The sequence below is a fragment of the Actinomycetota bacterium genome (assembly GCA_016700055.1).
Taxonomy (GTDB): Bacteria; Actinomycetota; Acidimicrobiia; order Acidimicrobiales; family Ilumatobacteraceae; genus Kalu-18.
This window is the reverse complement of the sequence record CP064997.1, coordinates 1910917-1934712: the sequence shown is the minus strand read 5'-3', so window position 1 is coordinate 1934712 and position 23796 is coordinate 1910917. Positions and strand designations below refer to the sequence as shown.

Here is a 23796-nt window from a genome sequence, read left to right as displayed (position 1 = left end):
AGCATCCAAAGGAGGAGCGATGGATAGGAACGCAACAGAATCCCGTCGTCGGTGGCGGCGCTGCGGGTTGGCCACCGTTCTCGTGTCCAGCCTGCTAGCAATCGGTGTGCCGGCGTCGGCGGCCGACCAGACCACGTGGTCGCGGAGTTCCGCATCGACGACGAACTGCGGCGGCCTCCAGTACGCGGGATACGTCAACTTCTGCCGCTGGCTTGGGGGCAGCTTGTCCTACAGCAACGGAACACCGACCAGAGATTCCGATCTTCGAAGCTACTCCGGGTTCTACCAGGACAAGTATCTCGATGACTACATCGTCGGCAATCTCAGCGGCTCGTCAGCCAACACGTACCGAGTAACGAACAATCTCCCGACCTACACGATCAGGGTCTGGACGGGAACTTGTTACTCAGGAACTGGAACCTATCTCTACACTGGCGACACGTTGTATCCGAGCAGCAGCAACAACCTGCGAAGCTTCGCCCGCTGGGACGTGACTAGTTGCTGAGGTCGCTGGCAGTCGGCTTGCTAGCGTTCTCGATCGCAGGCTGCTCTACCTCGAGCAGCCAGGTCAGCGAGCAAGATCGTCAGGGTGGCACCGACACCACGTCGTCATCGACGTCGATCGTGTCGAGTACTTCTACGCTGCCCAAGTCAGATGCCCCGACACTCCCTCTGTTGCCGTTTCTGGCTGAGTCCTACAGGTTCCATGCAGCGCTGGAAGTTCTCCAAGCCCGTGCTATCGAAGCTTGCATGACCGACCGTGGATTCGACTACGCAGCGCCGCCCGCATCTTCTCGGAGTGTCCCAGACGACACGAGCTTGATCCGCCGACGGTACGGAGCACCGAGTGCTACAGCCGGCGGAATCACGGGATATGGGTTTGATCGCGAGGAGGGCGACACAGTCATCGAGCCCGTCCCATCCGGCGTTGACGCCGCTGTTCTGCAGCAGGCCCTCCAGGGCACGACAGTCGAGGAACGGACGTTCAACGATCTCAGCGGACGTCCACTTCGCACCAGCAGAGTCGGCGATGGGTGCGTAGGGCAGGCAGTGGTGGGGATCTTCGGTTCTGCCGACGAGTATTTCGACTTCGTCGAGCTTGAAACGCGCGCCGATCTGCTGTCACGAGATTCTCTCGTCCGACTCTGGTCGGATGAGCGGCTAGCGCCACTGCTAGCCGAGTGGTCGAGCTGTCTCGCCGCCGCTGGTTTCGACGCAACCTCCCCGACTCACATGATGAACCGAGATTGGCCATCACCTCGCCCCTCTCCAGAGGAGGAGCTGGTCGCGAAGGCTGATCTCCAGTGCCGCGCGGCAGTCGCCTTCGAAGACCGAGCGAGCGCCGTCGAGAGCGCGATCCAACTGGAGTTGCTCGAGGCGTACCCGGAACTCCTGACAGCGATCGCCGATCGCCAGAGATCAATCATTGCAATGGCGAGTGGTTAGGAGCTGTCGCCGCCGGCCTTATTGCTGCATACAGGCTCCGCTGGCCTGAGACACCTCGCGCCACCAAAGGCGGGGACCGGTGGGCACCGACGACGACCGCGACCAGCCGAGCCAAACGCTCCACGACCTGATCCGTGCTCACGGTGGAGCGGTGCGCTCGGTGATCGCGCGCCAGGAGTACAACCCGGACGATTGCGCCATCGCCTCACAGAGTCCAACGGAGGGTGACGAATCTGAGAAGCCGTGCTTCACGAGTGAGACGCATTGCGGCGAAGACATTCGATCCGATCAGGCACTGGACGCCGCCGTCCCGGTCGAGTGCGGCTGGACCGTGGCACCGACGACGCTCACGCCGGCGGTCACGGATGCAATTGAGTGCCGGTGACCGGCGGTGTTATCGGCGGGGTAGTTGCGGTGGCCTTGTACGGTCGCTGCGGTGTTGGACCACAGGTTCGTTGAGGCGTTGCTGGCGGCACCGGTGGGTGTGTCGGTATTGGCCGAGCTCGTCGATCGACGGATGAACGACGTGTGGATGCCGGGGATGCCCCCTCGTCGTGGCCGGGTGTTCGCCGACACGGCAACGGTGTTGGGCGATACGACGTGGGGCGAGCTGCTCAGCGCAGCGGTCGAGGCGGGCCTGTTCCGGGCTGGTCCGTGGATGTCGGAGTCACCGGCGAACCTGGCTGCCGCCTACCTCGAGGCCGCCGGCCGACGAGGGGTGGCCGAGGAGATCTCCGAGCGGTTCGGAGCCATCGCGCACGCGGCGCTGGACCCAGTCGTCCAGCAGTGGTGGCACAGCGGCTCACCCGACCGAGAGTTCTTCACGCGGCCTCGGTTCCGTCGCTTCGACGACGTCTACGAGTCCGGCCAGTTCACGTTCGGCGGGATATGGACGGTGTCGGACCCGCCACCGGAGGTCCATCGAGACTTACTATCGGCGTGGGAGCTCGAGCCCGACCCTGTCACTCGCTGGCACCTGCCGATCGAGCGACCTGTCAAGGTGTTCGAGATCCATCGCCCCGGTGACTGGGTGTGCCTCGTCACCACGTACCCGGCCACTGCACACGGCTACACCGGGTGGGAGCTCCCCGGGCTCAACCAACACCGCTCGGACCTCGACGTGCTGCTCACCATCGACGGCCAGCACGCGGCCAGAACCCGGATGCGGCATCGCCTGGTACCGGACTGGGCGGCAGTCGCCGCAGACTACGACGGTGTGCACCTGACGTGGGCCGGGTTCCTCACCTCTGAGGGCTACGTGTCTGATCTCGCCGGCGGCGACGTCACGATGCTCCGTTACTGGTTCAGCGAACGCACCCTGTGGCTGCGCGACGTGTTCGGGGAGCCGATCCCACTCGACGCGCCGCGCAGCGACGTCCCCGACATCGTGCTGGGCATCGACGTCCGCAACGACACACGGCGGCGCTCCGACGACACCGCCGTCCTACGAGCCCAACGAGGCCAGCAACCCCTCCCCACGTGACCCACGAGCCGGTGCGCTGCCCCTGTCCGCATGGGCTGCGAGAGGGGTCAAGCCCGGTAGACGTCCTTCCGGTTCAGCTGTGCCGCAAGCGCGATCGGACCAGGTGGTAGGCACCGATCGACAGGGGAATCAGCGCGAAGAAGGGGAGGAGCTCGGCGTCATGGGTGCCTTCTTCGTTCGTCTCCTCGACGAGCCACCACATGCCGAGCATGGCGACGAGGACGACTCCTCCGGCGATGAACCAGCCGATGGCCTTGCGGACCTCCTGATGAGCGGTACGAAGCGTCATGTCGACCTCCTTCACAAGATGCGGCCACCGACGTGCGAGCGGGTGTGAAGCCATCCCAACCCGAACGACGCGAACACTGTGGCGGCGAAAACGGCCAGGAACTTCAGCTCCGCCGGCACTCCGACGTCACTGAGCGCGGCCGAGAGCGCGATGGTGATGGGCGCGTGTAGCAGGTACGCGGCGAACGACGCGCTCGCCGCGGCGTGCGTGAGCGTCGAGGCCCGATCCCACCTGCGACGGACACAATCGGTGATCCACAGCGTCATGCTGACGGCGATCACAGCTTCGATGACCGGGATGACCGTCGCGTGGAGGCGCAGCCCGCCGAGGAACGGGTCCGGCTCCTCGGTGAGGGTGATCCCGACGGCAACGACCACCGCCGCGACGAGGCTGAACGCCGCCCGCCGCTGCCGCCCCGCGCCGGCGAGGAACTGCTCGGCGGTCGCCGCGACCACCTCGGCGGCGTGCGTCAGCCCGCACGACGTCAGGTTCGCCTCGATGGCGCGACGGGCCGCGAGGTCGTGGTCGACGAAGGTGGCGCGCGCGGCACCGCGCGAGAGGGCCTCGATCCCCATCGCCCCGCTCCCGGCGAAGAGGTCGAGCACCGCGGCCTCCTGCACGGCGCCGAGGCTGCCGATGGCGTTGAACGTGGCCTCCCGCACACGGTCGGACGTGGGGCGAGTGGTCGATCGCTCCGGCGCGACGAGCTTGCGACCGCGCGCCGACCCCGAGATCACCCTCATCACGCGGACGGTAGCCAAGCGGAGCGACTTCGCTACCGTCGCCCGATGAGCTCAGAGCTGCCCGACGGCGTGGTGGTTGTGCGCATCGACCAGGGCCACGTGCGCAACGCCGTGACAGCGAGACAGCGGAGCGACTGCACGACACGTTCGTGGCCTTCGACGCCGACGAGTCGCTGCGCGTGGCCGTGCTCACCGGCGACGAGCAGGCGTTCTCGGCGGGCGCGAACCTCCGCGACCTCCCGCCTGCGCGACAGCGGCCCTCTCGGACCCACCCGCCTCCAGCTCGGCAAGCCCGTGATCGCGGCGATCGAAGGCTGGTGCGTGGCCGGCGGCGTGGAGCTGGCCGCGTGGTGCGACCTGCGGGTGGCCGGCGCCTCCGCGCGCATCGGCTGCCTCGAACGCCGCTGGGGCGTGCCGCTCATCGACGGCGGCACGTACCGGCTCCCGCAGATCGTCGGGCTCGGTCGCGCCCTCGACCTCATCCTCACCGGTCGCGAGATCGGCGCCGAGGAGGCCGAGCGCATCGGCTTCGTGAACCGTGTGGTGCCCGACGGTGAGGCACTCGCGACCGCGGTCGCGCTGGCCGGCGAGATCGCGTCGTTCCCGTGGCTCGGCGTGGTCAACGACCGCAAGAGCGTCTACGCCGGCCTCGGCCTCCCGATCGAGGAGGCCCTCGCCATCGAGGAGGAGCTCGGCCGCCAGACGATCTTCGCGGACGGCTTCCGCGACGGCGTCGCCCGCTTCGACGACCACCAGGCGACGCGCGAGCGCTGAGCGTGGGGTTGGCGCGGCGATAGGTTCGGGCGGGTGGCCACCTCCGACACCCGATCGCCCGTGCCGTCGATCGCGGGCTACCTCGAGCAGCTGAACCGGTGGCGGTTCCCTCCGGAGGGCGACCTGCGCGGGGCGCCCGATCAGAGCTACCGCGGGTGGCGGCGAGTCGTCGTACGAGCGATGCCCGATGCGATGCTCCAGCGCGCTCGAGTGCTGGTGACGAGAACGGCGATGCTCGCGCAGCGAAGGACCCTACGACCGACCGACGGTGAGCTGCGCCTCCATCTCGGCTGCGGCGAGTGCCGCATCCCAGGATGGGTGAACATCGATCTGGCCGGCGGCCAGGCCGACCTCGTCTGGGACCTCCGCCGACCGCTGCCCGTGGAGGCGGGCTCCGCCACCGCGATCTTCCACGAGCACTTCCTCGAACACCTCCCGTTGAGCGACGCGCTCGACTTCCTTCGGGAGTGCCACGACATGCTGGCTCCGGGTGGGGTGCTCAGGATCGGCGTCCCCGACTTCCGTGAGCACTTCCGGAGCTACATCGAGCGGGACACCTTCCTCGACGACATCCGCCCCGGTCGCCCCGCACCGCTGTTCGCGCTCAACGAGCTCGTGTACTCCTACGGCCACGCATCGCTGTGGGACATGTCGACCTTCCGCCTCGTGCTGGAAGAGGTCGGCTTCGAGCACGTCGAGGAACGAGCGTTCGGCGAGTCGCGCGTACGACCGGCCCCTGACTCGCCCGAGCGGCGCAACGGCACCCTCTACGTCGAGGCGGTCAAGCCCGGCGCAGCACCGCCTCCAAGTTCCACGTGAGCACCTCGCGCGCGGCGGGCACTCGCACGATCGGCGCCGCCCACGAGGGGTAGTAGAGGCGCCAGGGAGAGGGCGTGCAGGCGGCCGTCGCGGGAGATCCAGTCGGTGACCTCGGCGATCGTCAGCTTGAACAGGCCCTCGCCGGGCCGGTTCTTGACCACGTTGCCCCTGGCCTCGTAGCGGCGCACGGCTCGCTCCGTTCCGAGGTAGTGCCATGGCGAGATCTCGTGCCCGCCCCACGGTGACCACCACGGGGTGAAGGACAGGTACACGAGGCCGCCAGCGCGGCAGGGCTGTGGCCTTCGTCATTTTCCGAGTCCGGCGTCTCGGGCGCGGAGTGCCGCTTGGATGCGGTCGGTGGCCTGCAGCTTGGTGAGGATGCTGGAGACGTGGTTGGCGACGGTGCGAGGGCTGAGCAGCAACGTTTGGGCGATCTCGCCGTTGGACTTGCCAGCGGCGAGTTGGTTGAGCACCTCGCGTTCGCGATCGGTCAACTCGGGAAATGGCACGGCTGTGGTGGGCGGTGGCGCGGTGAAGGTGCGCAGTACTCGGTCGGCGATGCCGGGGCCGAACACGGCTTCACCGGTGGCGGCGACGTCACGATGCTCCGCTACTGGTTCAGCGAACGCACCCTGTGGCTGCGCGACGTGTTCGGGGAGCCGATCCCACTCGACGCGCCGCACAGCGACCTCCCCGACATCGTGCTGGGCATCGACGTCCGCAACGACGCACGGCGGCGCTCCGACGACACCGCCGTCCTACGAGCCCAACGAGGCCAGCAACCCTTCCCACGTGACCCACTAGCCGGTGCGCTGCCCCCGTCCGCATGGGCTGCGAGACGAGTCAAGCCCGGTAGACGTCCTTCCGGTGATCGATCCGAACGACAGTCACTTCGTGGCGATCCTCATCGATTCGATAGAGGACCCGATAGGTGCCCCGGCGAACGGCCCGGACCCCTGCAAGCTCACGCCGCAGCTCGCGACCCACTCGCCGCGGATCGTCGAGCAAGGCCCCGGTGATGAACCCGATGATCGCGACAGCGACGGCCTCAAGGAGTTCGTCGGCGAGGGCTCGGGCGGCGGGACTGGCAACAACGAGCGGGAAGCGCTCAGTCACCGGCCACGGGGACGAAGCGCCCGCACGTAGACCATCGAGCGCTTCGGGGTCGCTGAGCACTGCGAGTGTCTCCTCGAGACTCGCGAGGTCCTCCGTGCTGATCGGCACGATGGTCGGACGTCCGTTTCGGGTCACCACGACGCGTTCGTGCTCTCGTTCGACGCGATCGACATACTCGGAGAAGCGGTCCTTCACCGTTCGCAGCGCCTCGGTTGTCATGGCTACAACTGCGCCACGGGAGACCTCGCTACGCACCATCCGGTGGCGAGGGTCATCGCCGCATTCGCTGCGACGGCGTACGAGCAGTGTGCGACGCACGAACGCTCAGTGTCCCGGGCGGGGGCTGCTCCACCGGGTTCGCCAGAGCAGACGGTGACTCCCAGGGGAACAGACCGGGGCTAGCCGACACTTATCAAGTGAGGGAGGGCGATGTTCGCGCTGCCTCGGGGGGCTAGCGGACACGCGGCCTCTCCAGCAAAAGGGGCCGGGTCGCCTCTGACAGGACGGACTGGGAGAGAAAGGCGAGGAGCGACATGAGACGATTGGCAGGAGCCCTTCTTGGACTGTGTGCCGCCGTAGCTGTCGGTGCCCCATCCATTGTTTTTGCGGCGTACTCCCCCTACCCATTCGGGAATGCACCAGGAAGTCCGCAGACTCTGTTCTCGCATAGCAGTTTCAGCGATTGTACGCCCGGCAATGTGTGTACAAGTCCATTCGACAACACTTGTCTAGATGGCGGCACGGCAGTATGCCACGTGTACAATTGGAATGGCGGTTCGAGTACCTGGAGTCGGCGCTATACATATAACTCTGGCGGCGGTGGATACGACATGTTCGGCGTTTCCCTGAACGTCTACAATCACGCGAATGGAATTCGGAACCACCAGTCGTCATCCGGTAGAACAGCGTGCGCGTACGACAATATTAGCGGCGCCGGCGGGGTGCACATCACGGTCACCTACGCCGGGCCGACTTGGGTGTCTCCCTCATTCACCGGTTTCACCAACCTCGCCACGATTCCAAATTCCGCCAACTGGGTGTGCTATTGGAACCCGTGATCCATAAGTTGCGTGCTCGAGCTGCGCGCGGGGCCTCGTGTGCGTTGGTGAGCGTGCTGCTCGCCAACGCCTGCGCGCCAGACTCGAACGGAGATCAAATCGGCACTAGGTCCCCATCGAACCCGGGACAGGAGCCGCCGAGTGCAAGAGCAGGCGAGGCTTCCGACGACCTGGCCCTCGAGGATGTGGCTGCTTTACCGGAGAGCGACGACCGGCTGGTGTGGAAGGCGCGCGAACTCCTTGTAGCTGACTGCGCGAGCAGACTCGGCCGCAACTATGAGCCAGCTACATACCCCGAAGGCGGAAACCTGACGCTTGGGCAATACATCTATCCGCCGGAGGCTGCGGTCGCGCAGCATGGCTATCTGTGGGCCGACGCGCTCGCCGAGACCACCCCGCCAACCGAAGATCTCGACCGTTTTCAGGACGCTGGCGATTGCTTTGAAGACGCCGCACAGGCCCTGTCCCAACAAGACTTTGCTGATGCCCAGCAGGTCTTCTACTCCGCCGCAGACGAGATTCGGAGCGAGATTCTCGCGTCTAACGAGTATCGGGAGCGGCTTGCATCCTGGATGATCTGCATGGCAAGTCAGGGCTATGACTTCGTCGACCCTGGCGCGGCCTTTGCATCTGCTGCACCTGACTATTCTTCAGCCGAGGCGGTTGCGATAGCTGTCGCGGACTTCGGTTGTCAACGAGAAGTCGACTTGGAAGGACTCCGTCGACGATTACGAACGGCTGCGGTCCGGCGTTGGCTTGAGGAGAACCCCGGTGCGATCGAGACTCTGAACTCGACACGCGCGGACTACGTCGAGGCCGCCAAGTCCGTCGTCGGCACGGATTCCGGCCCGTAGCACCGAGCGCCCGGCGCGCGCCTCGCCAACCTGGGCATCACGACCGTCGACTTCGCGACCACCTGGGGCCAAGGCCACACCCGCCGAGCTCAGCGGCGACGCCAACCACCAGCTTCATCACCTGGGTCAACACCAGCATCGCCTGAACAGCCCGTTCACGTCTCGGGGGCGGGTCGCGGCGCCGTGCGACACCCTCTGCGTATGGTGCGGGGTGCTTCCCCCTGCTGTCGTTGACGGACCCATCGGGAGGGGCCACCATGTCGATCGATGAACGGGCGCGGTTGTCGCTCTACCAGCGGCTGGAGTCGGTGCTGGGCGCCGAGGAGGCCGACACGATGATGTCGTATCTGCCGCCTCAGGGGTGGGGTGAGGTCGCGACCAAGGGCGACCTGGCGCTGCTGCGCGGCGACTTCGACTCGTTCCACCGCGCGATGCACTCCGAACTGCGGGCGCAGTCCGCACAGCTCCGAGTCGAGCTGGGTGCGGAGATCGCCGACGTGCGCTCAGAGATCGCGGCGGTTCGGATCGAGCTCCACCGTGGCCTGCGCAGCTTCGTGCTGAGCCTGGTTGCCGTGATGGTGGCACTGGCCGCCGGCCAGATGGCGTTGATCGCCGCCATCAGCTGACCCGCCACGCCACGTTGCTGCAGCGCCACCGCCCGCCTGACCTAGGAAGTTCAGACTTCACCACCGAGCGAGTACGCCCCGCGCGATCTGGTCGGCGTCGAGCGGGTCCAGCACCGCCGGAGCGTAGGTTCACCATGGCATGCGTCAAGATCGGTGAAACGAATTCGGCGTAGACGGTGTCGAGCCGAGCGCACTGACGTGGAGGTCGAACAGTGACACATGAGGCGAAGGATCACGACCGGGCGATCGGAGCACGCGACGGCCGAACCGCCGACGAGGTCATTGCTTCGATCGACTCGTCGGGATGGGCCGTCGACCCCGTCGCTCATGGGATGACAGCGATGGAGTACCAACGGGGCGAGGCCGAACTGCTGATGTCGGCGTTCCAGCAGCGGGCGGGTGGGGTCAACACGTTCTTCCACTTCCCGGGACTGACCCGGTTCGGCGACAACTGGGTCGTCTCCGTGAACAACGACACCGTGTACTCGGTTGCGGTCATCGACACACGAGCGGGCTTCAGCATCGAGGTGCCGGAGATGGGCGACCGGTTCGTCTCGCTCCACATCCAGGATTTCAACCACACCTTCGTGGACTACTCGTGGTCGTGCGGAACGCACCGCTACGCCGCGGGCGACGTCGACACCGACTACGTCCTGGCTGGGTTGCGGATCGCTACGACCGGCACCGCCGAGGACGAGGCGTTCATCCGTGAGTCCCTGCAGCCGAATACGACAATCGTGGCTGCATCCGCGATCCCCTTCGAGGCGCACGCCGACCCGGCCCTGACCCACCGCGTACGCGAGGCACTCTTGACGCAGCACAAGCGCATTGCCGACACGTACGGCACGGTCAAGTACGACATCAGAGCGGTGACCGACTGGGAGAGGTGGACGTACGCGGCGGCTGGTCAGTTCGGGCTCAGCCCCGACGACACTGCCATGTACCCGCCGTTCGCGCCGGCCGGGACGCAGGGCGACGTCACCTACCGCGCGTCGTTCGACGCGGTTCCCGCACACGCGTTCGTATCGCTCACCGTATACGGCGCCGACCGCTTCCTCATGTCCGACGACCACATGATTGTCTCGTCGAATCGACCCGGCTTCGTCAGCCGACCTGACGGCGGCTTCGACGTCATCTTCGGTGGTGTGCAGGCCCGCGAGCTAGCGGCGAGCGAGGGAGTGAACTACCTGTACACCCCGCAAGATGGATGGAACGGACTCTTGCGGGCGTATCGACCCGACGTCGACCAGATGCGCCGTTACCGCATGCCCGAGCTGGAACTCGTCGACAACTGAACGCAGCAAAGGGCCGGAGAACGCATGTCATTCTCCGAGCCCGGCGTCTCGGGCGCGGAGTGCGGCTTGGGTGCGGTCGCTGGCCTGCAGCTTGGTGAGGATGCTGGAGACGTGGTTGGCCACGGTGCGAGGGCTGAGCAGCAACGTTCGGGCGATCTCGCCGTTGGACCTGCCAGCGGCGAGTTGGCTGAGGACCTCGCGTTCGCGGTCGGTCAACTCGGGGAATGGCAAAGCCGGGGTGGGCGGTGGCGCGCTGAAGGTGCGCAGCACTCGGTCGGCGATGCCGGGGCCGAAGACGGCTTCACCGGTGGCGACGCCGCGGATCGCTCGCTCCAGTTCGGCTGGCGCGGCGCCCTTCAGGACGTAGCCGCGGGCACCGGCGCGTAGCGCGGCGAAGACGTTGTTGTCGTCGTCGAGCATGGAGACGACAAGCACGGCCGCTGTCGGCACGGCGTTGCGGATCGCCCGGGTCGCGGCGATGCCATCGACCTCGGGAATGTGGAGGTCCATCAGCACGACGTCGGGTCGGCACGCCAGCGCGACAGTCACCGCCTCGCGGCCGTCGGCGGCCTCACCGACGTGCTCCATGTCGATGACCGATCCGAGGAATGCCTTGGCCCCTTCACGGATGAGCGCGTGGTCGTCGACCACCATCACCCGGATCAGCGCGTCCGTCATCGTGGTGCGCCGTTCGGGAGCGTGAGGCTCACCGTGGTGCCGGTACCGGCGCCGCTGGACACCTGGAGCGTGGCGCCGACCTGTTCGGCCCGCTTCGCCATCGTGCGTCGGCCCACGCCGACGGGACGCCCGTCGACGCCGACACCGTCGTCGTGCACGATCACCTCGATCCGGCCGTCGGTGACGCGGGCACGCACCGCGCAGTTCTTCGCTTCGGCATGGCGCACGACGTTGGTCACCGCTTCTCCGATGATGCGCCGCACCTGCTCGGCGGTGCCGGCCGGCAGATCGGGTACGTCGGACAGGTCGAGGCTCATGTTCAGGTCGGCCGAGCCGGCGATGTGCGCGATGTCCTCGGCGAGAACGTCGGCGAGGCGGCGGGCCGGGGATGTGGGGTCGCCCAACGAGTAGACGAGCCGTCGGATGTCGAGCAACGCCCGTTCGATGTCGACGCGGGCGTCCTGCACGAGGGGGCCCGCCGCCACCGTGTCATCGCGGCCGAGGTGGTTCGTGGCGGCGGCCAGCTTCAGGGTGATCCCCGTCATGACCGATCCGAGACCGTCGTGGAGGTCGCGCTGGATACGGAGGCGCTCATCGTCGCGGGCCGCGACCAACGCGCGTTGCGCGGTTCGGAGACCCTCGACCTGCTCGACGGCGGCGAGCGCAGGGCCGAGCTGGACCGCGACGTCTTCGAGCAGGGTCACTTCTCGCGCCGTCATCGTCGCCGTGCCGCGCCGGTGACCGGCGACGAGTGTGCCCCGCTCAAGGCCGTGGTGGAGGATCGAGAACCCAGCCGGTTCGTCACCGTCGAGTGCGCGGCCCGAGTCCGACACGACGTCGCCATCGACGTCGACCACGGCGGCATAGGGGATGCGCAGTTGATCGGTGAGCGACTGGAGCGTCGCGGCAATCCCATCGAGAGGGTCGGCCGCCCCCGTGAGACGGCGCGACGTCTCGGTCACCACCGCGTACGGGTCGTCGCGGCGACCGTAGAAGACCCGGTTCACGCCCCGCCGGATCAACACCGACAGAGGCCCCAAGGTGATGATCGCCACCGCCGCGCCTGCGGTGGTCGGCCAGGACCCGGCTCCGTCGTCGGCGATCGCGAACGACACGAAGGCAACCACCGCTGCGTAAACCCCAAGACCGGCCGCCAAGGTGGCTCCGGCGAGGACCGTCCGTCGGATCACGACATCGACGTCGAACGCCTGCCATTGGGAGATCGCCACCACCAGCAGGGCCTGAACGATCAGGGTCTGCGCGATCGCCCCGGCCGTGTCAACCCGAAGGGCTTGGCCCCGAGGAACGAGGGGCTTGACACGGCTGCGGGCGGCGGGCAGCACGGCACCGCCGGCCCACGAGGCCGGCGCCACGGCACACCCGCTCGAGCCGGGCGACCGGTGACCCTTTGGCGACGGCACACACGGCGCTGGTCCCGCACCGGTGGTGGTGCGGGACCGGGTCGAGTGTCAGTGGCGGACGGGGTAGAGACTGCGGCCGCGGTGTTCCACGACGCCGAGGCGCACGGCGCGTTGCAGCGCGGTGTAGGCGGTGGCGTTGGGGAGCCAAACGTGTTGGAGGAGTTGGTCGAGCGCGGCCTGGTCCGGGTCGGCGTCGTAGAACAGGTCATAGAGTTCGTCGTCGCTGATCTTCGGTGCCGGGCCGGGTGCCGGCGTGGTGTCCGGTGGTGGTGCGGGTCGTTCGTCGGCGGCGAGGCCGCCCCACACGCCGAACGGCTCCGCGGTGTCGACGGCGTGGGCACGGCAGACGGTGCGCACCGGGCAGACGTCGCACACGGTCTTGGCGGCGGCGACCCATGCAGGGTGCGGGTCGAAGAACAGGGCGGGGTCAGTGCCGCGGCATGCGGCATGTGTCCGCCACCTCGGCACGGCGGGTGTGGTGGTGGTCATCGCTGGGCGAGGTGGTCGGGGTAGGCGGCGACGAGGTAGGGCGGGAGCTGAGCGATCTGGCGTTGGGTGAGCGGGGCGAGCCAGAGCCGGACGGCGATGCGGTCACCGGTTCGGCGGGTGATCCCGAACCGGTCGAGCCGGTCGAGGCTGCGCCAGACACGGGCGGCGGAGTTGCCGATGCCGAAGGTGAGCGCGAGGTCCTCGATCGTCCACAGGCTGGGTCCGTCGGTGGCGTGGCGGGCGAAGCGGTGCGCCATTGCCATGCCGATCGTTCCGATCGAGGGCGTGTACCAGACGAGCGCGTCGTCGGTGTCGGTGCGCACGGCACCGGGGGCTGCTTCGACGATCGGGTCGTGCCAGGCCTCGACGGTGAGCGTGACGTGATCGGCGGTGCTTGTGATCGTGGGGGTCGGGTCGATGGTGGGTGCGGTGGTGGACATGAGGGCCTCCGTGTTGGTGCGAGTGACACGGCGCCCCGGGGCCGGTTGGGCTTCCCCGACCGTCCCGACCCCGGTGGCGTCGTGCCGTGCCCGACCGGGTGGCCGGGCTTCGCCCTCCGGGCGCTGGGCCACCGGCGGACGGCGGCGTCAACCGTCAGGCTTGGCCCCGAGGAACGAGGGGCTTGACGCCGACGGCGTGGTGGCCCAACACGGCACCCGGCCCGCAGGGCCGGCAACGGCACCCACCCGAGCGCTGGCCACGGCACCCGCCGGTCGTTCGCTCAGCACATCGACGTCCCGGAGTTGCTCCCGAGAACACTCCCGAGCGACAAGAACCTCGTCCGGTCTGCCCGCCGATCGGGTGGCGGGCAGACCGGACCCCGTGGTGTCAGACCCGGTCGGGTCGGTCCGTGAGCGTGGCGGCGGTCCACTCGTCAGGTGTCCAGCCGGTGGCGATCAACGCGTCGAGGTAGTCACGGCACTGGCTGCTCGACGCTGACCAGTACATGCGGTTCTCGGCAAGGCCGAGTGCTACCGCCCCGGCGACCCGTGTCAATGCAGCGATGCTGTCGGCACCGTCCAACAGGTCGATTGCGGTGGCGTCGCGGGGCTGGTCGCTGCCGAGGATCGTCGCTGCGAACACGACCGCGTCGCGTCCGGCTTCGAGCACCACCGACCGCAACGCCAGCCGTGTCAGGTCCGCCTGAGCGAATCCGCCGCGCGTCTTGGCGATCGTCTCGGTCGCGTGCGACAACCGAGCCAGGCGCGCCTTGCGCTTGGCGTGGGAGTCGTCCTGAGTTGGCGGTCGGCTCGGCGTGCGGTCCGACGCCAGGTCGCTCTCGCTCTTCGCCGTGGCGATGCGCTGCGGGTCATGGCGGCGAGGATCGACGCACACGTCGAACACCTCGACCCCATCGCCCCACGACGTGGCCTTCACCACCATCGCGTGGCACGGCTCGGCGGTGTGGGCGCGGCAGCCTTCCGGATCGAACAGTTCGCCGATGCGGCGGGCCTTGTCCGGTGCCGGGTGCTCGTCGCTGTGCACGACCGGATGCGTGGCGACGGCACGGTCGAAGGCATCGCGGTAGTTGTCGCAACGGCGTTGCGTCTCACGGTAGGAGGCGACGACACGGGCGGGGTCTTGCCAGGTGCGTCCGGCGAGTTGCTCGCACGCGGCGTCGAGATGATCGGGGCCGAGATCAGCGAGGGACGCTGCGGCCTCCCCGGCCGCTATCGACAACTCACCCGTGTCCAACTTGTCACGCCACTGGGCGGGCAGGATCGTGACCGCCATCCGAGCACGCACCCACGACTGCGACCGGCCGATGCGGCGGCACAACTTCGACGGAGTCAGGCCACCCTCGAGCGACATCAGCCGTTCGATCGCGGCGACCTCCTCAGACAGCGTGAGGTCGCTGCGGTTCGAGTTCTCCGACAGCCCGGCCTCGATCACCCCCACCCGCGTCATCGGCCGGACCACTGCCGGCACCTCGGTCACCCCGGCCTGCAGACCAGCGGCATGGCGGCGGCGACCGGCAACGATCAGGTACACGCCGTGGTCGTCGGCGGGTAGCACGACGAGCGGTTCGATGATCCCGTGCGCCCGGATCGACCGGGTCAGCTCGGTCAGGTCCCCGAGCGTGTGCCGCGGGTTGTCCGGATGCGGGGCCATGTCGGCCAGGTTCAGCCAACACAACTGCGGTTCGACCTCGCCAGGGTCATCGATGCTGTTTGTGGGGTCGGTGATGGTCATGGTGTTCCTCCTTGTTGGGATGCCGCGATCGTCTGGATCCACGGACGCGACGGGGTGTCGGATGCGACCCGGTCCGGGTCGATGTGGGCGCAGGTGTCATCCGAGGCGCGGACCCACACCTCGCCCTGCTCGATCAGCACCCGACGAGCAGCCGTCATGGCGACGCCGAGCGATCCGGTGTGCACGTGCTCCACCCCGCAGCGGTCCACGACCACATACGTCGGGACTCCCGCGGTGGGGGTGTGGAACAGCACTGGCTGACCACCCGGAGCCACGCACGACGCGACCGCTTCGACATGTGTCACGACTGACCTCCTTTCGGTGTGCTGAGCAAACCCGGTCCGGATCGGTGGCCGGGCTTCGCCCTCCGGGTGCAGGTCGCCGGCGGGCGCCGTGTCAACCCGAAGGGCTCGGCCCCGAGGAACGAGGGGCTTGACACGGCGACGCCAGCGACCCCCACGGCACCCCGCCAACCGGCGGGCCACAGCACCCGCCCGAAGGGCGGCAACGGCACCGGCCGCCATCGAGGTGTCACGCCGAGCGGGGTTCGAGGGTGCGATCACTCACATGGAGCCGCACGACGACAACCGGAACACGCCGTGATCCCCGACCCCGCCACACGCGCTTGCATCACCGCCGACGAAGCCTTCGCCGAGCTCGGCATTGACCGCACCACCGGCTACCGCGCCATCAAGGACGGCACCTTCCCCGTGCCCGTCATTCGCGTCGGCCGGCTCATCCGCGTCCCCACCGCCGCACTCCGCCGACTCCTCGACGCCGACGACGAACCCGAGAACCCGACGGTCACCGACCAGTACGATGACGACCCCACCACCGAGCTGCCAGCGACACCGGCACTCCGACTGGTGCCTCGGCCCGAGCTGGCCCACCAACGCACACCGGCCGCAACGCGGCCCGAACGCAACGGGGGCCACCCATGAGCCAACGAGGATCGATCCACCGTCGGGGCGATGTCTGGATCGCGTACTGGCGCACCGAGACGCACGAGGGGCGCAAGCAGCACACCAAGTCGTTCCGCACGAAGAAGGGAGCCCAGGAATTCCTTACCGACACGATGTCGGCGATCCGAGGAGGTGTGTTCTCGGAGCCTTCCAAGGTGACACTCGGCGAGTTCCTCCTCGAGCGGTGGCTGCCCACCAAGAAGATGGCTGTCCGCGTGAGCACCTACGCCAGCTATCGAGGGCTCGTGGAGCGTCACATCGTTCCGGCGCTCGGGCACCTACAGATCCAGCAGCTGTCAGCTGATTGGCTCGACAAGTTCTACGCCGACCTCGTCTCGCGAGGTCTCGCCACAAAGACCATCCGTAACATCCACGTGCTCCTCCATCGAGCACTCGCAGATGCCGTTCGCAAGAACTTGGTGCCGCGCAACGTCGCCGACGCCGCTGACCCTCCCAAGCTCAATCGAGCCGACCGCGAGGAAATGAAGACATGGACGCCAGAGCAGCTCCGAAAGTTCTTCGCCGGCATCATCGACCACCGACTCGCAGCGGCCTACATCCTCGCCGCCACCACCGGCATGCGCCGCGGAGAAGTGCTCGGGGTCAGGTGGCGCGACATCGACTTCAAGTCGCGACGCCTCCACGTTCAACAAACCGTGCTCACCGTCGAGTATCAGATCGTCATCGGCCGACCCAAGACCCTCCGAGGCGAACGCAAAATCGCGCTCGATGAACAAACGATCCGAGTACTGCAGATTCACCGCGAGGCCCAGCGGCGCGAGAAGCAACTGCTTGGTGACGGCTACCAGGATCACGGGCTGGTGTTCGCCCGCGAGGACGGCGCACCGGTGCACCCGGACTACTTCTCGCAAACCTTCGACCGAACCGTGAAGCGGCTCGGGCTTCCCAAAATCCGTCTGCATGATCTCCGGCACACCCACGCCACGCTCGGTCTGGCCGCCGGCGTCCACGTCAAGGTCATCGCTGACCGACTCGGTCACGCCACGACGAGCTTCACTCAGGACGTGTACATGCACGCGATCCCGGCCGTCGAGGAGGACGCAGCCGACCAGATTGCGAACATCGTGTTCAAGGGCACGAGCAACCCTGAGCACTCGGATGAGGTCTCCACCGGTCGTGGGGACCATGTCTTGCGGGACGGCGGCGATGCCAAAGACGACAAACCGTCACCCGACGAATCGTACGATGAGCCCGATGGTCGCTGAGCGAGCGACGGTGCTCCTCACCGTCAAGGCATCTCCGGAGATCGGGCGCACGCATGGAGAGACGGTGTGCGTGGCCGGCATCCGCCTCGACGGTGACGAGTTTCGCTGGATCCGACTGTTCCCAGTGCAATGGCATTGGTTCTGGAAGGGCGAGCATCCCAAGTACCAGGTGATCGAGCTTGAGATCGACAAGCACGACAAGGACCAACGGCCAGAGTCGTACCGACCACGACTCGACACGACGGCCGTGCTCGACCAGCTGCCTGCAGGGAAGCGCCGCGCCGAGGTACTCAACCGGTTGCCCCAGTACACGATGTGCGACCTCGTCGCAGCGAAGGGTTGGACGCGCCCGTCCCTGGGGTTGGTGGTCCCGAGCGAGATCACCGGCTTCGTCCGCGAGGACCACACCGGCGACACTGCCCATACGGCGAAGATGAACCGGGCTGCGCAGGGCAGTCTCCTCGCTCAGGGCGCACCGAACCTCGAGTTCTCGCCGTTCACGTTCAAGCTTGCCTACCGCTGCCATTCGGCCTCTTGCCGCGGCCACGAACAGAGCATCGTCGACTGGGAGATCTCCGAGGCGTGGCGGAACTGGCGGCGCAGTTACCCGACCGACTACCTCGATCGGATCGAAGAGAAGTGGCTCAGCCTCGTCGACCCAGCGCGGCTGCCGGCCCTGTACGTGGGCAACCAGCACCAGGCACCGCAAGGTTTCCTCGTGCTCGGCATCGCCCGCGACGTCACGCCGGTCGAACCGACGCCAGTGGGTCCCGGTCCAGGAGATACCGCGCCACGATCGAGCGATGGCAGGAGCACGGATCCGCCTCGAAGCACAGAAGGCCGACTGTTCGATCTCTGAGCATCGCATCGACCCGATCGAGCGCCGCCGACCCGTTGCGGTCAAGGTGCGCTTCGAAGGCGGCGACGCTGTCCGGGCGCTGCTCACGGAAACCGTCCCGGTTGTCTCGAGGGTTACCAAGCGTCGGCTCATGCACGTAGGCGATACCAAATGCCGCCAGCTTCTCCGCTAACCCGCGCTTGGACAGGCCACGCTTGCGGCTGATCGCGTTCTCCCGAACGTCGACGAGCACTGACACCCCCGCCTCGACCAGAGCGTCGACAAGCTCATCAACGCTGCGGCCCTCGTAGCCGACGGACACGATGGTCGAAGGACGCGTCAGCTTGTGAGCAGTCCCAAGGGACACATCCGCCGCCACGGCGAGATCGGTGAGCGTCTCACGCTTCGAGCGCAGCGCTCGGATCAGCCGATTGCGCTCGATCTCCGCCTCGTTCAGTCGTTTCGCTGCGTCCCGAAGGGGATCAAGGGTCTGTCGTGCTGCCATACATCACCCACACTTTCAGAAATTGAAAGCCAACGCGAATCGGCGCGAGACGTTCGTGTGTGGGCTACGCATCGAGCACCCACGTCCGCCAGTCGACGCGCAACCGGCGGCGCTCTGCAATCGAATCGTCGTCAGCCGGTTCCACCACGCCCATCCGTCGGACTGCGCTGTCGATCCACGCCGCCCGCACGTCTGGGTCGATCGCGTCCAGCGCGTCGTCGGACATCACGTGCAGCAAGCCGTTGACCACCATGGTCTGGGATCGAAACCCCTTGCCCCGCAGGTGCTTGCGGATCGCCGTGCGCAGGTCGTCGAGGGACTCGCCCGGAACGCCAGTCACCCACGCGGAGCCGAGCGCCTCGACCTTCTCGCCGATCACCGAGACGAGCACCCCGATCCCGGGCAGCGGCCCGGACTTCGGGAACCAGGTATCGACCACCCGCAGACACGACCGGCACGTCGGCGTCAGCTCGATCTCTTGCCAACGACGGAACACGCCTGCCTCTCCGGCGGCCATCTCGTCCCACGCTCGACCGCACAAGGTGGTCGGCTTCCACGCCGTGTCCAGGAGACGGTCCAGCATGGCGTCGAGCCGGTCGTCGTCACCGCTCCGTTCCAAAGCGTCCGCCAATGAGTCCGGCAGCGCCTGGCGAGTATCGAGCGCAGCGCGAGCCGTCGAGTCACTCGTCGCTTCGCACAGGTGCGTCTCGAAACCACCGCCAACGTCGACGAGCAGCAACCGGTGACCGAGCACCACCAACGTGTTCAAGACCTCATCGGTCATCGCGGACTCCTCCACAACCACCGTCGCACCTCGGACGTCGCCCGAACGCGACAAAAGGAGAGGACTTCCCTGTCGAGCCGGGCAGCGTCGCGACCCGCTCTCCGGGACAACGCACGGCTGCGACGCTGGAGACGGCCAAGAGCTCGTGTTGTACGGGTGTTGTACCGACACCCCTCCGCCAACGTCAGCGGCCCTTCCCGACTTCTCGGAAAGGGCCTCTGAACTGGTTCTTTACTTGGTGGCGGGGGCAGGATTTGAACCTGCGACCTTCGGGTTATGAGCCCGACGAGCTACCTGGCTGCTCCACCCCGCGGCGTTGAGGTTCCTCACGCTACCGACACCCCCGCTGGCCCGCAACCCGCCCGAACCGGCCCGCCACCCGGGCGTCCCCCCGCTGAGCATCGGTCGGAGATACATTGCCGCAACGGGTTTCGTCCCGCCACCGTCACCATGGGCCTGTTCCGCCGATCCCCCACCGTCGATCCTGCCGAGGTCGCCGCATTGCGCAGCGAGCTCGCCGGAGTGCAGGAACACCTCGCGTACGCGGTCTCCTCGCGCAGTGCGATGGAACGACGGCTGGCCGACCTCGAACAGGCGCTCCACGCCGCCGACTCCGCCGCTGCCGAAGCGGCTGCCGACGCCGCCCGCATCGTCCCGCCTCCTCCGCCGTCGCCTCCGCCGCCTCCACCGACCGTCTCCCTCGACGAGGTGAGGTCGCTCGCCGAGCGCGCGGCCGAGCTCGCCGGCCAGGCAGACCACCGCGTCGGCGAGCTCTGCGAGCAGCTCGCCGCGGGCGTGCAACCGAACGGCGAAAGCGCTCCGGACCTCGGCGAAGCGCTGGCCTCGCTCGCCGTCCTGCAGCGCCAGGTGGGCGAGCTCGCCGAGCGGGTCGCCACGTCGGGGCACGACAGCCGCCAGGCCCACGACCTCGCGGCCGCCCTCGAAGAGCGCCTCGGCCGCCTCGGCAACGAGCTCACCTGCCAGATCGACGAGCTGGCGAGCGAGGTGGACGAGGTACGCCGCCAGTCCGACGCGGGCGCCGGCACCGGCATCCCTGCCATGCCCACCGAGGCCGTCGACGAGCTACGTGCCAGCCAGGAGCGCCTCGCCCACGAACAGGCCCGCTACGAGATCGCGTTCCGTCAGGATCTGGCCGAACTGGCCGACCTGATGCGCCGCAAGACCTAGCGCCCCGAAGACCTGAACCGTCACTCCTCGGCAGCGGTCGTGTCCGTCGTGTCCGTCGTGTCGGTCGGGGCCGTCGTGTCGGACGGCTGTGGGGCCAGCAGCCCGATCGCCCTCTCCACCAGCGCCTGGGCCTCGTTCATCTTCTGCTGGTAGGTCCCGAGGTCACCTTGGCGCAGCGCCAGGTCGGCTTCGTCGAACAGAGCGTCGGCCTGGAGCAGCAGCTCGGCGGGGTCCTCGCTCGGCTGGTCGGGCTCGTCGGGCTCGTCGGGGTCCTCGGGGTTCGCTCCGGTGTCGACGATGTCGCCGAGGTCTTCGTCGAATCCCGGGAACAGCAGCGAGACCGCGCCCGACAGCGATTCGTCGATCGCCGAGCGGTTGCCGTACAGCGCCATCACCCGGCGCACGAACACCTGCCGCGACCCCTCGTCGTCGGGCCGCACGAACAGCGGCCGCACGTAGACGAGACCGTCCGCCACGGGCACCACCTGCAGATCGCCGAAGATCACCCGCGAGCCGCGCAGGTCGAGCTGGGTGATCACCGGCGAAATCGTCGGGTTCGATTCCAGCTCCGCGGCCACGGTCGCCGGCCCCGGCGGAAGCGGCTCGCTCAGCTCGTAGACGACCAGCTCGCCGTAGGAGTCGGGCTCGCTCGACACCACCATGAACCCGCGCAGCTCCTTGCGGGTGTCGTCCGACGAGAACGGTACGAACGGTCGCAGCAACGAGAACGTCGGCTCGACACCGCTCTCCCCAGGTGCGTGGAAGAGGGTGTAGTAGGGCTCGAACCGCTCCACGTTGGCCTCGGCGACGTCACCGGTGTCGGCCTGCGTCGCCCGGTCGGTTGACGCTCCGCCATCGCTGGTGGTCGTGTCGTCGGTCGGGTTGTTGGCCCCCTCGGGCTCCACCGGCGGCGCCTGCGCGACGCTCCACGCCGCGTCGCGGTTGAAGAACTGGTCGGCGTCGTCGAACTGGTAGCGGCCGTAGAGGTTGGTCTGCACCCGGAAGAGGTCCTCCGGATACCGGAAGTGCTCACGCAACTCGTCGGGCACCTCCTCCGCGCCGGAGAAGAGGTCGGGGTACGCCTTGGACCACGCCACCGCGATCGGATCGTTGGGGTCGACGAGATAGAGCGTCACCGAGCCGTCGTACGCGTCGACGACAGCCTTCACGCTGTTGCGCACGTAGTTGAAGGTGTGGTCGAGCCCAGAGCCGGCCGGCAGCTGATCGGTGTTCGCGCGTTGGGAGTACGGGTATCGGCTGGTCGTCGTGAAGCCGTCGACGATCCACACGATCTCGCCGTCGATCGCGACCGGATACGGGTCGGCGTCGAGGTGGAGGAACGGTGCCACCTTGTGCACCCGATCGCGGATGTCCCGCACATGGATGAGTCGCGAGTTGTCACCGACGAGGCGCGAGCCGAACAGGTTGTACTCGCCGAAGTGCACCGCGAACGCGATGCGGCGCAGTGTGGAGTCGAGGCGCACGCCTGCATCACCGGTGTATGGACCGATCTCGACGCCGGGGCAGGATTGCTCGGCCTGCTCGGTGTTGACGATCGCATACGCGCCGAGCCCTTGGCCCATGTACAGCTCGGGGCGCGTGATGTCGAGGTCGTAGTACACCGGACGCCCGTCGGAGGTGACCTGGCTGGCGGGTGCGGTGACCAGCCCGCATCCGTGCGTGTAGATGAGGTGCTGAGACACCCACGTGCGGTTGGGGATCCCGGCGGCGTTGAGTTCGCGAGCTGCCAGCATCGCCTGCTGCTCGCGTCCGTTGATCTGGTAGCGGTCGACGTCGAGGTCGTTGATCGCGTAGAACGCGAACAGCCCCTGATCCAGTGAGAAGCGATCCCGCATCTGGGTCGGCTCGAGCAGGCGGACGTCGCGCAGCGGCGACGGATCTGCCTCGACGTCGGACGCCGCCACCGGACCGAGCTGCAACGGAACCACGTCCACGTCGTCGATGCCCATCGCGGCCTTGGTGGCGACGAGGTGGTCTTCGATGTACGGCCGCTCCCTCGTGGTCACGTTCGGCTGCACCACGAAGCGTTGGATGATCGCCGGATAGACGGCGCCGGCCACGATGGCGACCACCGCCCACAGCGCCACGGCGAGCGCCGGCAGACGCCATCCGCCGTAGCGGATCCCCACCAGGAACAGCACCACGACGAGCAGGCTGACGAGGATCAGCAGGTTCAGCGCGGGCAGCTCGGCCTTGACATCGGTGTAGGTGGCGCCGTGCACCACGCCGCGGGTCGACACGGTGAGCTCGAAGCGCTGCAGCCAGTAGTCGGCGGCCTTCAAGAGCGCGATCAGCGCGAACAAGATGGTGAGGTGCACGCGGGCCGGGCGGTTGATGCGCTCGCCCGTCGTCTGGAACCGGATCGCCCCGTTCACGTAGTGCGCGGCGGCCGTGACGATCGCGATGAGGATCATCGCGGCGAACAGCCAGTCGACGAGATACGAAAGGAATGGCAGGCGGAACACATAGAAGCCGACATCGGCGCCGAACAACGGGTCGTCGATCCCGAACTGCTGTGCGTTGCGGAATAGCAGCCAGGGCTGCCACTGGCTCATCGCGGGCAGGCCCATCAGCAGGCCGAGCAGCACCGCGACCGCGATCCTCACCAGCCCCGTACGCCGCCCGACGAGCTCGCGGTAGCGCATCACGAACTGCTCTTCGGGGCCTTCGATCAGCCGCATCGGGCGCAGCCGGTCGGCGATCAGCAGGCTGATGAACGCGGCGACCGCGAAGCCGACGCTGAACATGGCGACGAGGGTGGCCTTGGCGCCGAGCGTCGTCCAGAACACGTCGGCACGACCGAGCGAGTCGAACCAGAGATAGTCGACGTAGAACCCCGACAGGCTTCGCGCCGACAAGAAGACGAGCACGACCAGGCCGAGCAGGACGATGACGACCAGGCGGCCCCTACCTGCGAACCAGCGGCGCCGGGCGCGCGGGGAGCGACGGCGCGGCGGCAGGTCGGAGGGGGTCCGCACGTCGCGGAGG

At 67.6% G+C, this 23796-nt stretch carries 24 protein-coding genes, 1 tRNA gene and 2 pseudogenes; 12 read left to right on the top strand and 15 right to left on the bottom strand.

The window, feature by feature from the left end; genetic code table 11:
- Window positions 1-750: 750 nt before the first annotated feature.
- From IPM43_09475 to IPM43_09465, 3 genes are all read left to right on the top strand, one after another.
- Window positions 751-1446 (top strand): hypothetical protein, encoded by a 696-nt coding sequence (locus tag IPM43_09475; protein QQS23677.1) that lies wholly within the window; start codon window positions 751-753, stop codon window positions 1444-1446.
- 79 nt (window positions 1447-1525) lie between these two features.
- Entirely contained in the window at window positions 1526-1831 is a 306-nt protein-coding gene (locus tag IPM43_09470; GenBank protein ID QQS23676.1) for a hypothetical protein, read from the top strand.
- A 51-nt stretch (window positions 1832-1882) separates the two neighbouring features.
- The gene (locus IPM43_09465) at window positions 1883-2929 is read left to right on the top strand and encodes a hypothetical protein (GenBank protein ID QQS23675.1); all 1047 of its coding nucleotides are present in this window, start codon (window positions 1883-1885) and stop codon (window positions 2927-2929) included.
- 73 nt (window positions 2930-3002) lie between these two features.
- Here the strand turns inward: IPM43_09465 and IPM43_09460 are convergent, their stop codons facing one another.
- On the bottom strand, window positions 3003-3218 hold the full coding sequence (locus tag IPM43_09460; protein QQS23674.1) for a hypothetical protein: 216 nt from the start codon (window positions 3216-3218) through the stop codon (window positions 3003-3005).
- An 11-nt stretch (window positions 3219-3229) separates the two neighbouring features.
- On the bottom strand, window positions 3230-3961 hold the full coding sequence (locus IPM43_09455) for an RsmD family RNA methyltransferase (GenBank protein ID QQS23673.1): 732 nt from the start codon (window positions 3959-3961) through the stop codon (window positions 3230-3232).
- A gap of 134 nt (window positions 3962-4095) precedes the next feature.
- Between IPM43_09455 and IPM43_09450 the strand changes: the two are divergent.
- Window positions 4096-4735, top strand: a pseudogene (locus IPM43_09450) (enoyl-CoA hydratase/isomerase family protein).
- Between the two features lie 33 nt (window positions 4736-4768).
- Entirely contained in the window at window positions 4769-5554 is a 786-nt protein-coding gene (locus IPM43_09445) for a methyltransferase domain-containing protein (GenBank protein QQS23672.1), read from the top strand.
- A gap of 305 nt (window positions 5555-5859) precedes the next feature.
- Here the strand turns inward: IPM43_09445 and IPM43_09440 are convergent, their stop codons facing one another.
- The 3 genes and pseudogenes from IPM43_09440 to IPM43_09430 all read right to left on the bottom strand — a co-directional run bounded on the left by IPM43_09440 (window position 5860) and on the right by IPM43_09430 (window position 6889).
- The gene (locus IPM43_09440) at window positions 5860-6237 is read right to left on the bottom strand and encodes a response regulator transcription factor (GenBank protein QQS23671.1); all 378 of its coding nucleotides are present in this window, start codon (window positions 6235-6237) and stop codon (window positions 5860-5862) included.
- A gap of 160 nt (window positions 6238-6397) precedes the next feature.
- Window positions 6398-6670, bottom strand: a complete 273-nt coding sequence (locus IPM43_09435; protein ID QQS26410.1) for a type II toxin-antitoxin system RelE/ParE family toxin — start codon at window positions 6668-6670, stop codon at window positions 6398-6400.
- An 18-nt stretch (window positions 6671-6688) separates the two neighbouring features.
- Window positions 6689-6889, bottom strand: a pseudogene (locus IPM43_09430) (type II toxin-antitoxin system Phd/YefM family antitoxin).
- Between the two features lie 886 nt (window positions 6890-7775).
- Here IPM43_09430 and IPM43_09425 point away from each other — a divergent pair.
- The 3 genes from IPM43_09425 to IPM43_09415 all read left to right on the top strand — a co-directional run bounded on the left by IPM43_09425 (window position 7776) and on the right by IPM43_09415 (window position 10503).
- Window positions 7776-8582, top strand: coding sequence for a hypothetical protein (locus IPM43_09425; GenBank protein ID QQS23670.1), 807 nt, complete (start codon window positions 7776-7778; stop codon window positions 8580-8582).
- Between the two features lie 257 nt (window positions 8583-8839).
- Entirely contained in the window at window positions 8840-9208 is a 369-nt protein-coding gene (locus tag IPM43_09420; protein ID QQS23669.1) for a hypothetical protein, read from the top strand.
- Between the two features lie 341 nt (window positions 9209-9549).
- Entirely contained in the window at window positions 9550-10503 is a 954-nt protein-coding gene (locus IPM43_09415) for a DUF1254 domain-containing protein (GenBank protein ID QQS23668.1), read from the top strand.
- A 27-nt stretch (window positions 10504-10530) separates the two neighbouring features.
- On the opposite strand, the gene IPM43_09410 is transcribed toward IPM43_09415, so the two are convergent.
- The 6 genes from IPM43_09410 to IPM43_09385 form a co-directional block, all read right to left on the bottom strand.
- Window positions 10531-11181 (bottom strand): response regulator transcription factor, encoded by a 651-nt coding sequence (locus IPM43_09410; GenBank protein ID QQS23667.1) that lies wholly within the window; start codon window positions 11179-11181, stop codon window positions 10531-10533.
- The gene (locus IPM43_09405) at window positions 11178-12554 is read right to left on the bottom strand and encodes an ATP-binding protein (GenBank protein QQS23666.1); all 1377 of its coding nucleotides are present in this window, start codon (window positions 12552-12554) and stop codon (window positions 11178-11180) included. The genes IPM43_09410 and IPM43_09405 overlap by 4 nt, the downstream gene beginning before the upstream one ends.
- 96 nt (window positions 12555-12650) lie before the next feature.
- Window positions 12651-13091: a WhiB family transcriptional regulator gene (locus IPM43_09400; GenBank protein ID QQS23665.1), complete on the bottom strand. Its 441-nt coding sequence runs from the start codon at window positions 13089-13091 to the stop codon at window positions 12651-12653.
- Window positions 13088-13531 carry a hypothetical protein gene (locus tag IPM43_09395; GenBank protein ID QQS23664.1) on the bottom strand — a complete coding sequence of 148 codons (444 nt, stop codon included), beginning with the start codon at window positions 13529-13531 and terminating at the stop codon, window positions 13088-13090. The genes IPM43_09400 and IPM43_09395 overlap by 4 nt, the downstream gene beginning before the upstream one ends.
- 388 nt (window positions 13532-13919) lie before the next feature.
- A complete protein-coding gene (locus tag IPM43_09390; GenBank protein ID QQS23663.1) occupies window positions 13920-15284 on the bottom strand; it encodes a ParB/RepB/Spo0J family partition protein in 1365 nt (454 codons plus the stop codon).
- Window positions 15281-15589: a hypothetical protein gene (locus IPM43_09385; GenBank protein QQS23662.1), complete on the bottom strand. Its 309-nt coding sequence runs from the start codon at window positions 15587-15589 to the stop codon at window positions 15281-15283. The genes IPM43_09390 and IPM43_09385 overlap by 4 nt, the downstream gene beginning before the upstream one ends.
- A gap of 294 nt (window positions 15590-15883) precedes the next feature.
- Between IPM43_09385 and IPM43_09380 the strand changes: the two genes are divergently transcribed.
- From IPM43_09380 to IPM43_09370, 3 genes are read left to right on the top strand one after another with little or no spacing between them, the layout of a single operon-like run.
- Window positions 15884-16225, top strand: a complete 342-nt coding sequence (locus IPM43_09380) for a helix-turn-helix domain-containing protein (GenBank protein ID QQS23661.1) — start codon at window positions 15884-15886, stop codon at window positions 16223-16225.
- The gene (locus IPM43_09375) at window positions 16222-17472 is read left to right on the top strand and encodes a tyrosine-type recombinase/integrase (protein QQS23660.1); all 1251 of its coding nucleotides are present in this window, start codon (window positions 16222-16224) and stop codon (window positions 17470-17472) included. The genes IPM43_09380 and IPM43_09375 overlap by 4 nt, the downstream gene beginning before the upstream one ends.
- Entirely contained in the window at window positions 17462-18331 is an 870-nt protein-coding gene (locus tag IPM43_09370) for a hypothetical protein (protein ID QQS23659.1), read from the top strand. Before IPM43_09375 ends, IPM43_09370 begins: the two co-directional genes overlap by 11 nt.
- Here IPM43_09370 and IPM43_09365 read toward each other — a convergent pair.
- From IPM43_09365 to IPM43_09355, 3 genes are all read right to left on the bottom strand, one after another.
- Entirely contained in the window at window positions 18213-18815 is a 603-nt protein-coding gene (locus IPM43_09365) for a DUF488 domain-containing protein (GenBank protein ID QQS23658.1), read from the bottom strand. The genes IPM43_09370 and IPM43_09365 overlap by 119 nt on opposite strands.
- Before the next feature lie 64 nt (window positions 18816-18879).
- Window positions 18880-19599 carry a hypothetical protein gene (locus IPM43_09360; protein ID QQS23657.1) on the bottom strand — a complete coding sequence of 240 codons (720 nt, stop codon included), beginning with the start codon at window positions 19597-19599 and terminating at the stop codon, window positions 18880-18882.
- A gap of 236 nt (window positions 19600-19835) precedes the next feature.
- Window positions 19836-19912, bottom strand: a tRNA-Met gene (locus IPM43_09355).
- A gap of 137 nt (window positions 19913-20049) precedes the next feature.
- Between IPM43_09355 and IPM43_09350 the strand changes: the two genes are divergently transcribed.
- Entirely contained in the window at window positions 20050-20787 is a 738-nt protein-coding gene (locus IPM43_09350) for a hypothetical protein (GenBank protein QQS23656.1), read from the top strand.
- A gap of 20 nt (window positions 20788-20807) precedes the next feature.
- Here the strand turns inward: IPM43_09350 and IPM43_09345 are convergent, their stop codons facing one another.
- The gene (locus IPM43_09345) at window positions 20808-23786 is read right to left on the bottom strand and encodes a UPF0182 family protein (GenBank protein ID QQS23655.1); all 2979 of its coding nucleotides are present in this window, start codon (window positions 23784-23786) and stop codon (window positions 20808-20810) included.
- Window positions 23787-23796: the final 10 nt, after the last annotated feature.

Coding starts and splice junctions, on each gene's coding strand:
- IPM43_09350 (QQS23656.1), top strand. CDS start 20,050: ATGGGCCTGTTCCGCCGATCCCCCACCGTCGATCCTGCCGAGGTCGCC.
- IPM43_09365 (QQS23658.1), bottom strand. CDS start 18,815: ATGGCAGCACGACAGACCCTTGATCCCCTTCGGGACGCAGCGAAACGA.
- IPM43_09370 (QQS23659.1), top strand. CDS start 17,462: ATGGTCGCTGAGCGAGCGACGGTGCTCCTCACCGTCAAGGCATCTCCG.
- IPM43_09420 (QQS23669.1), top strand. CDS start 8,840: ATGTCGATCGATGAACGGGCGCGGTTGTCGCTCTACCAGCGGCTGGAG.
- IPM43_09395 (QQS23664.1), bottom strand. CDS start 13,531: ATGTCCACCACCGCACCCACCATCGACCCGACCCCCACGATCACAAGC.
- IPM43_09390 (QQS23663.1), bottom strand. CDS start 15,284: ATGACCATCACCGACCCCACAAACAGCATCGATGACCCTGGCGAGGTC.
- IPM43_09475 (QQS23677.1), top strand. CDS start 751: ATGACCGACCGTGGATTCGACTACGCAGCGCCGCCCGCATCTTCTCGG.
- IPM43_09460 (QQS23674.1), bottom strand. CDS start 3,218: ATGACGCTTCGTACCGCTCATCAGGAGGTCCGCAAGGCCATCGGCTGG.
- IPM43_09375 (QQS23660.1), top strand. CDS start 16,222: ATGAGCCAACGAGGATCGATCCACCGTCGGGGCGATGTCTGGATCGCG.
- IPM43_09410 (QQS23667.1), bottom strand. CDS start 11,181: ATGACGGACGCGCTGATCCGGGTGATGGTGGTCGACGACCACGCGCTC.
- IPM43_09400 (QQS23665.1), bottom strand. CDS start 13,091: ATGACCACCACCACACCCGCCGTGCCGAGGTGGCGGACACATGCCGCA.
- IPM43_09415 (QQS23668.1), top strand. CDS start 9,550: ATGGAGTACCAACGGGGCGAGGCCGAACTGCTGATGTCGGCGTTCCAG.
- IPM43_09455 (QQS23673.1), bottom strand. CDS start 3,961: ATGAGGGTGATCTCGGGGTCGGCGCGCGGTCGCAAGCTCGTCGCGCCG.
- IPM43_09360 (QQS23657.1), bottom strand. CDS start 19,599: ATGACCGATGAGGTCTTGAACACGTTGGTGGTGCTCGGTCACCGGTTG.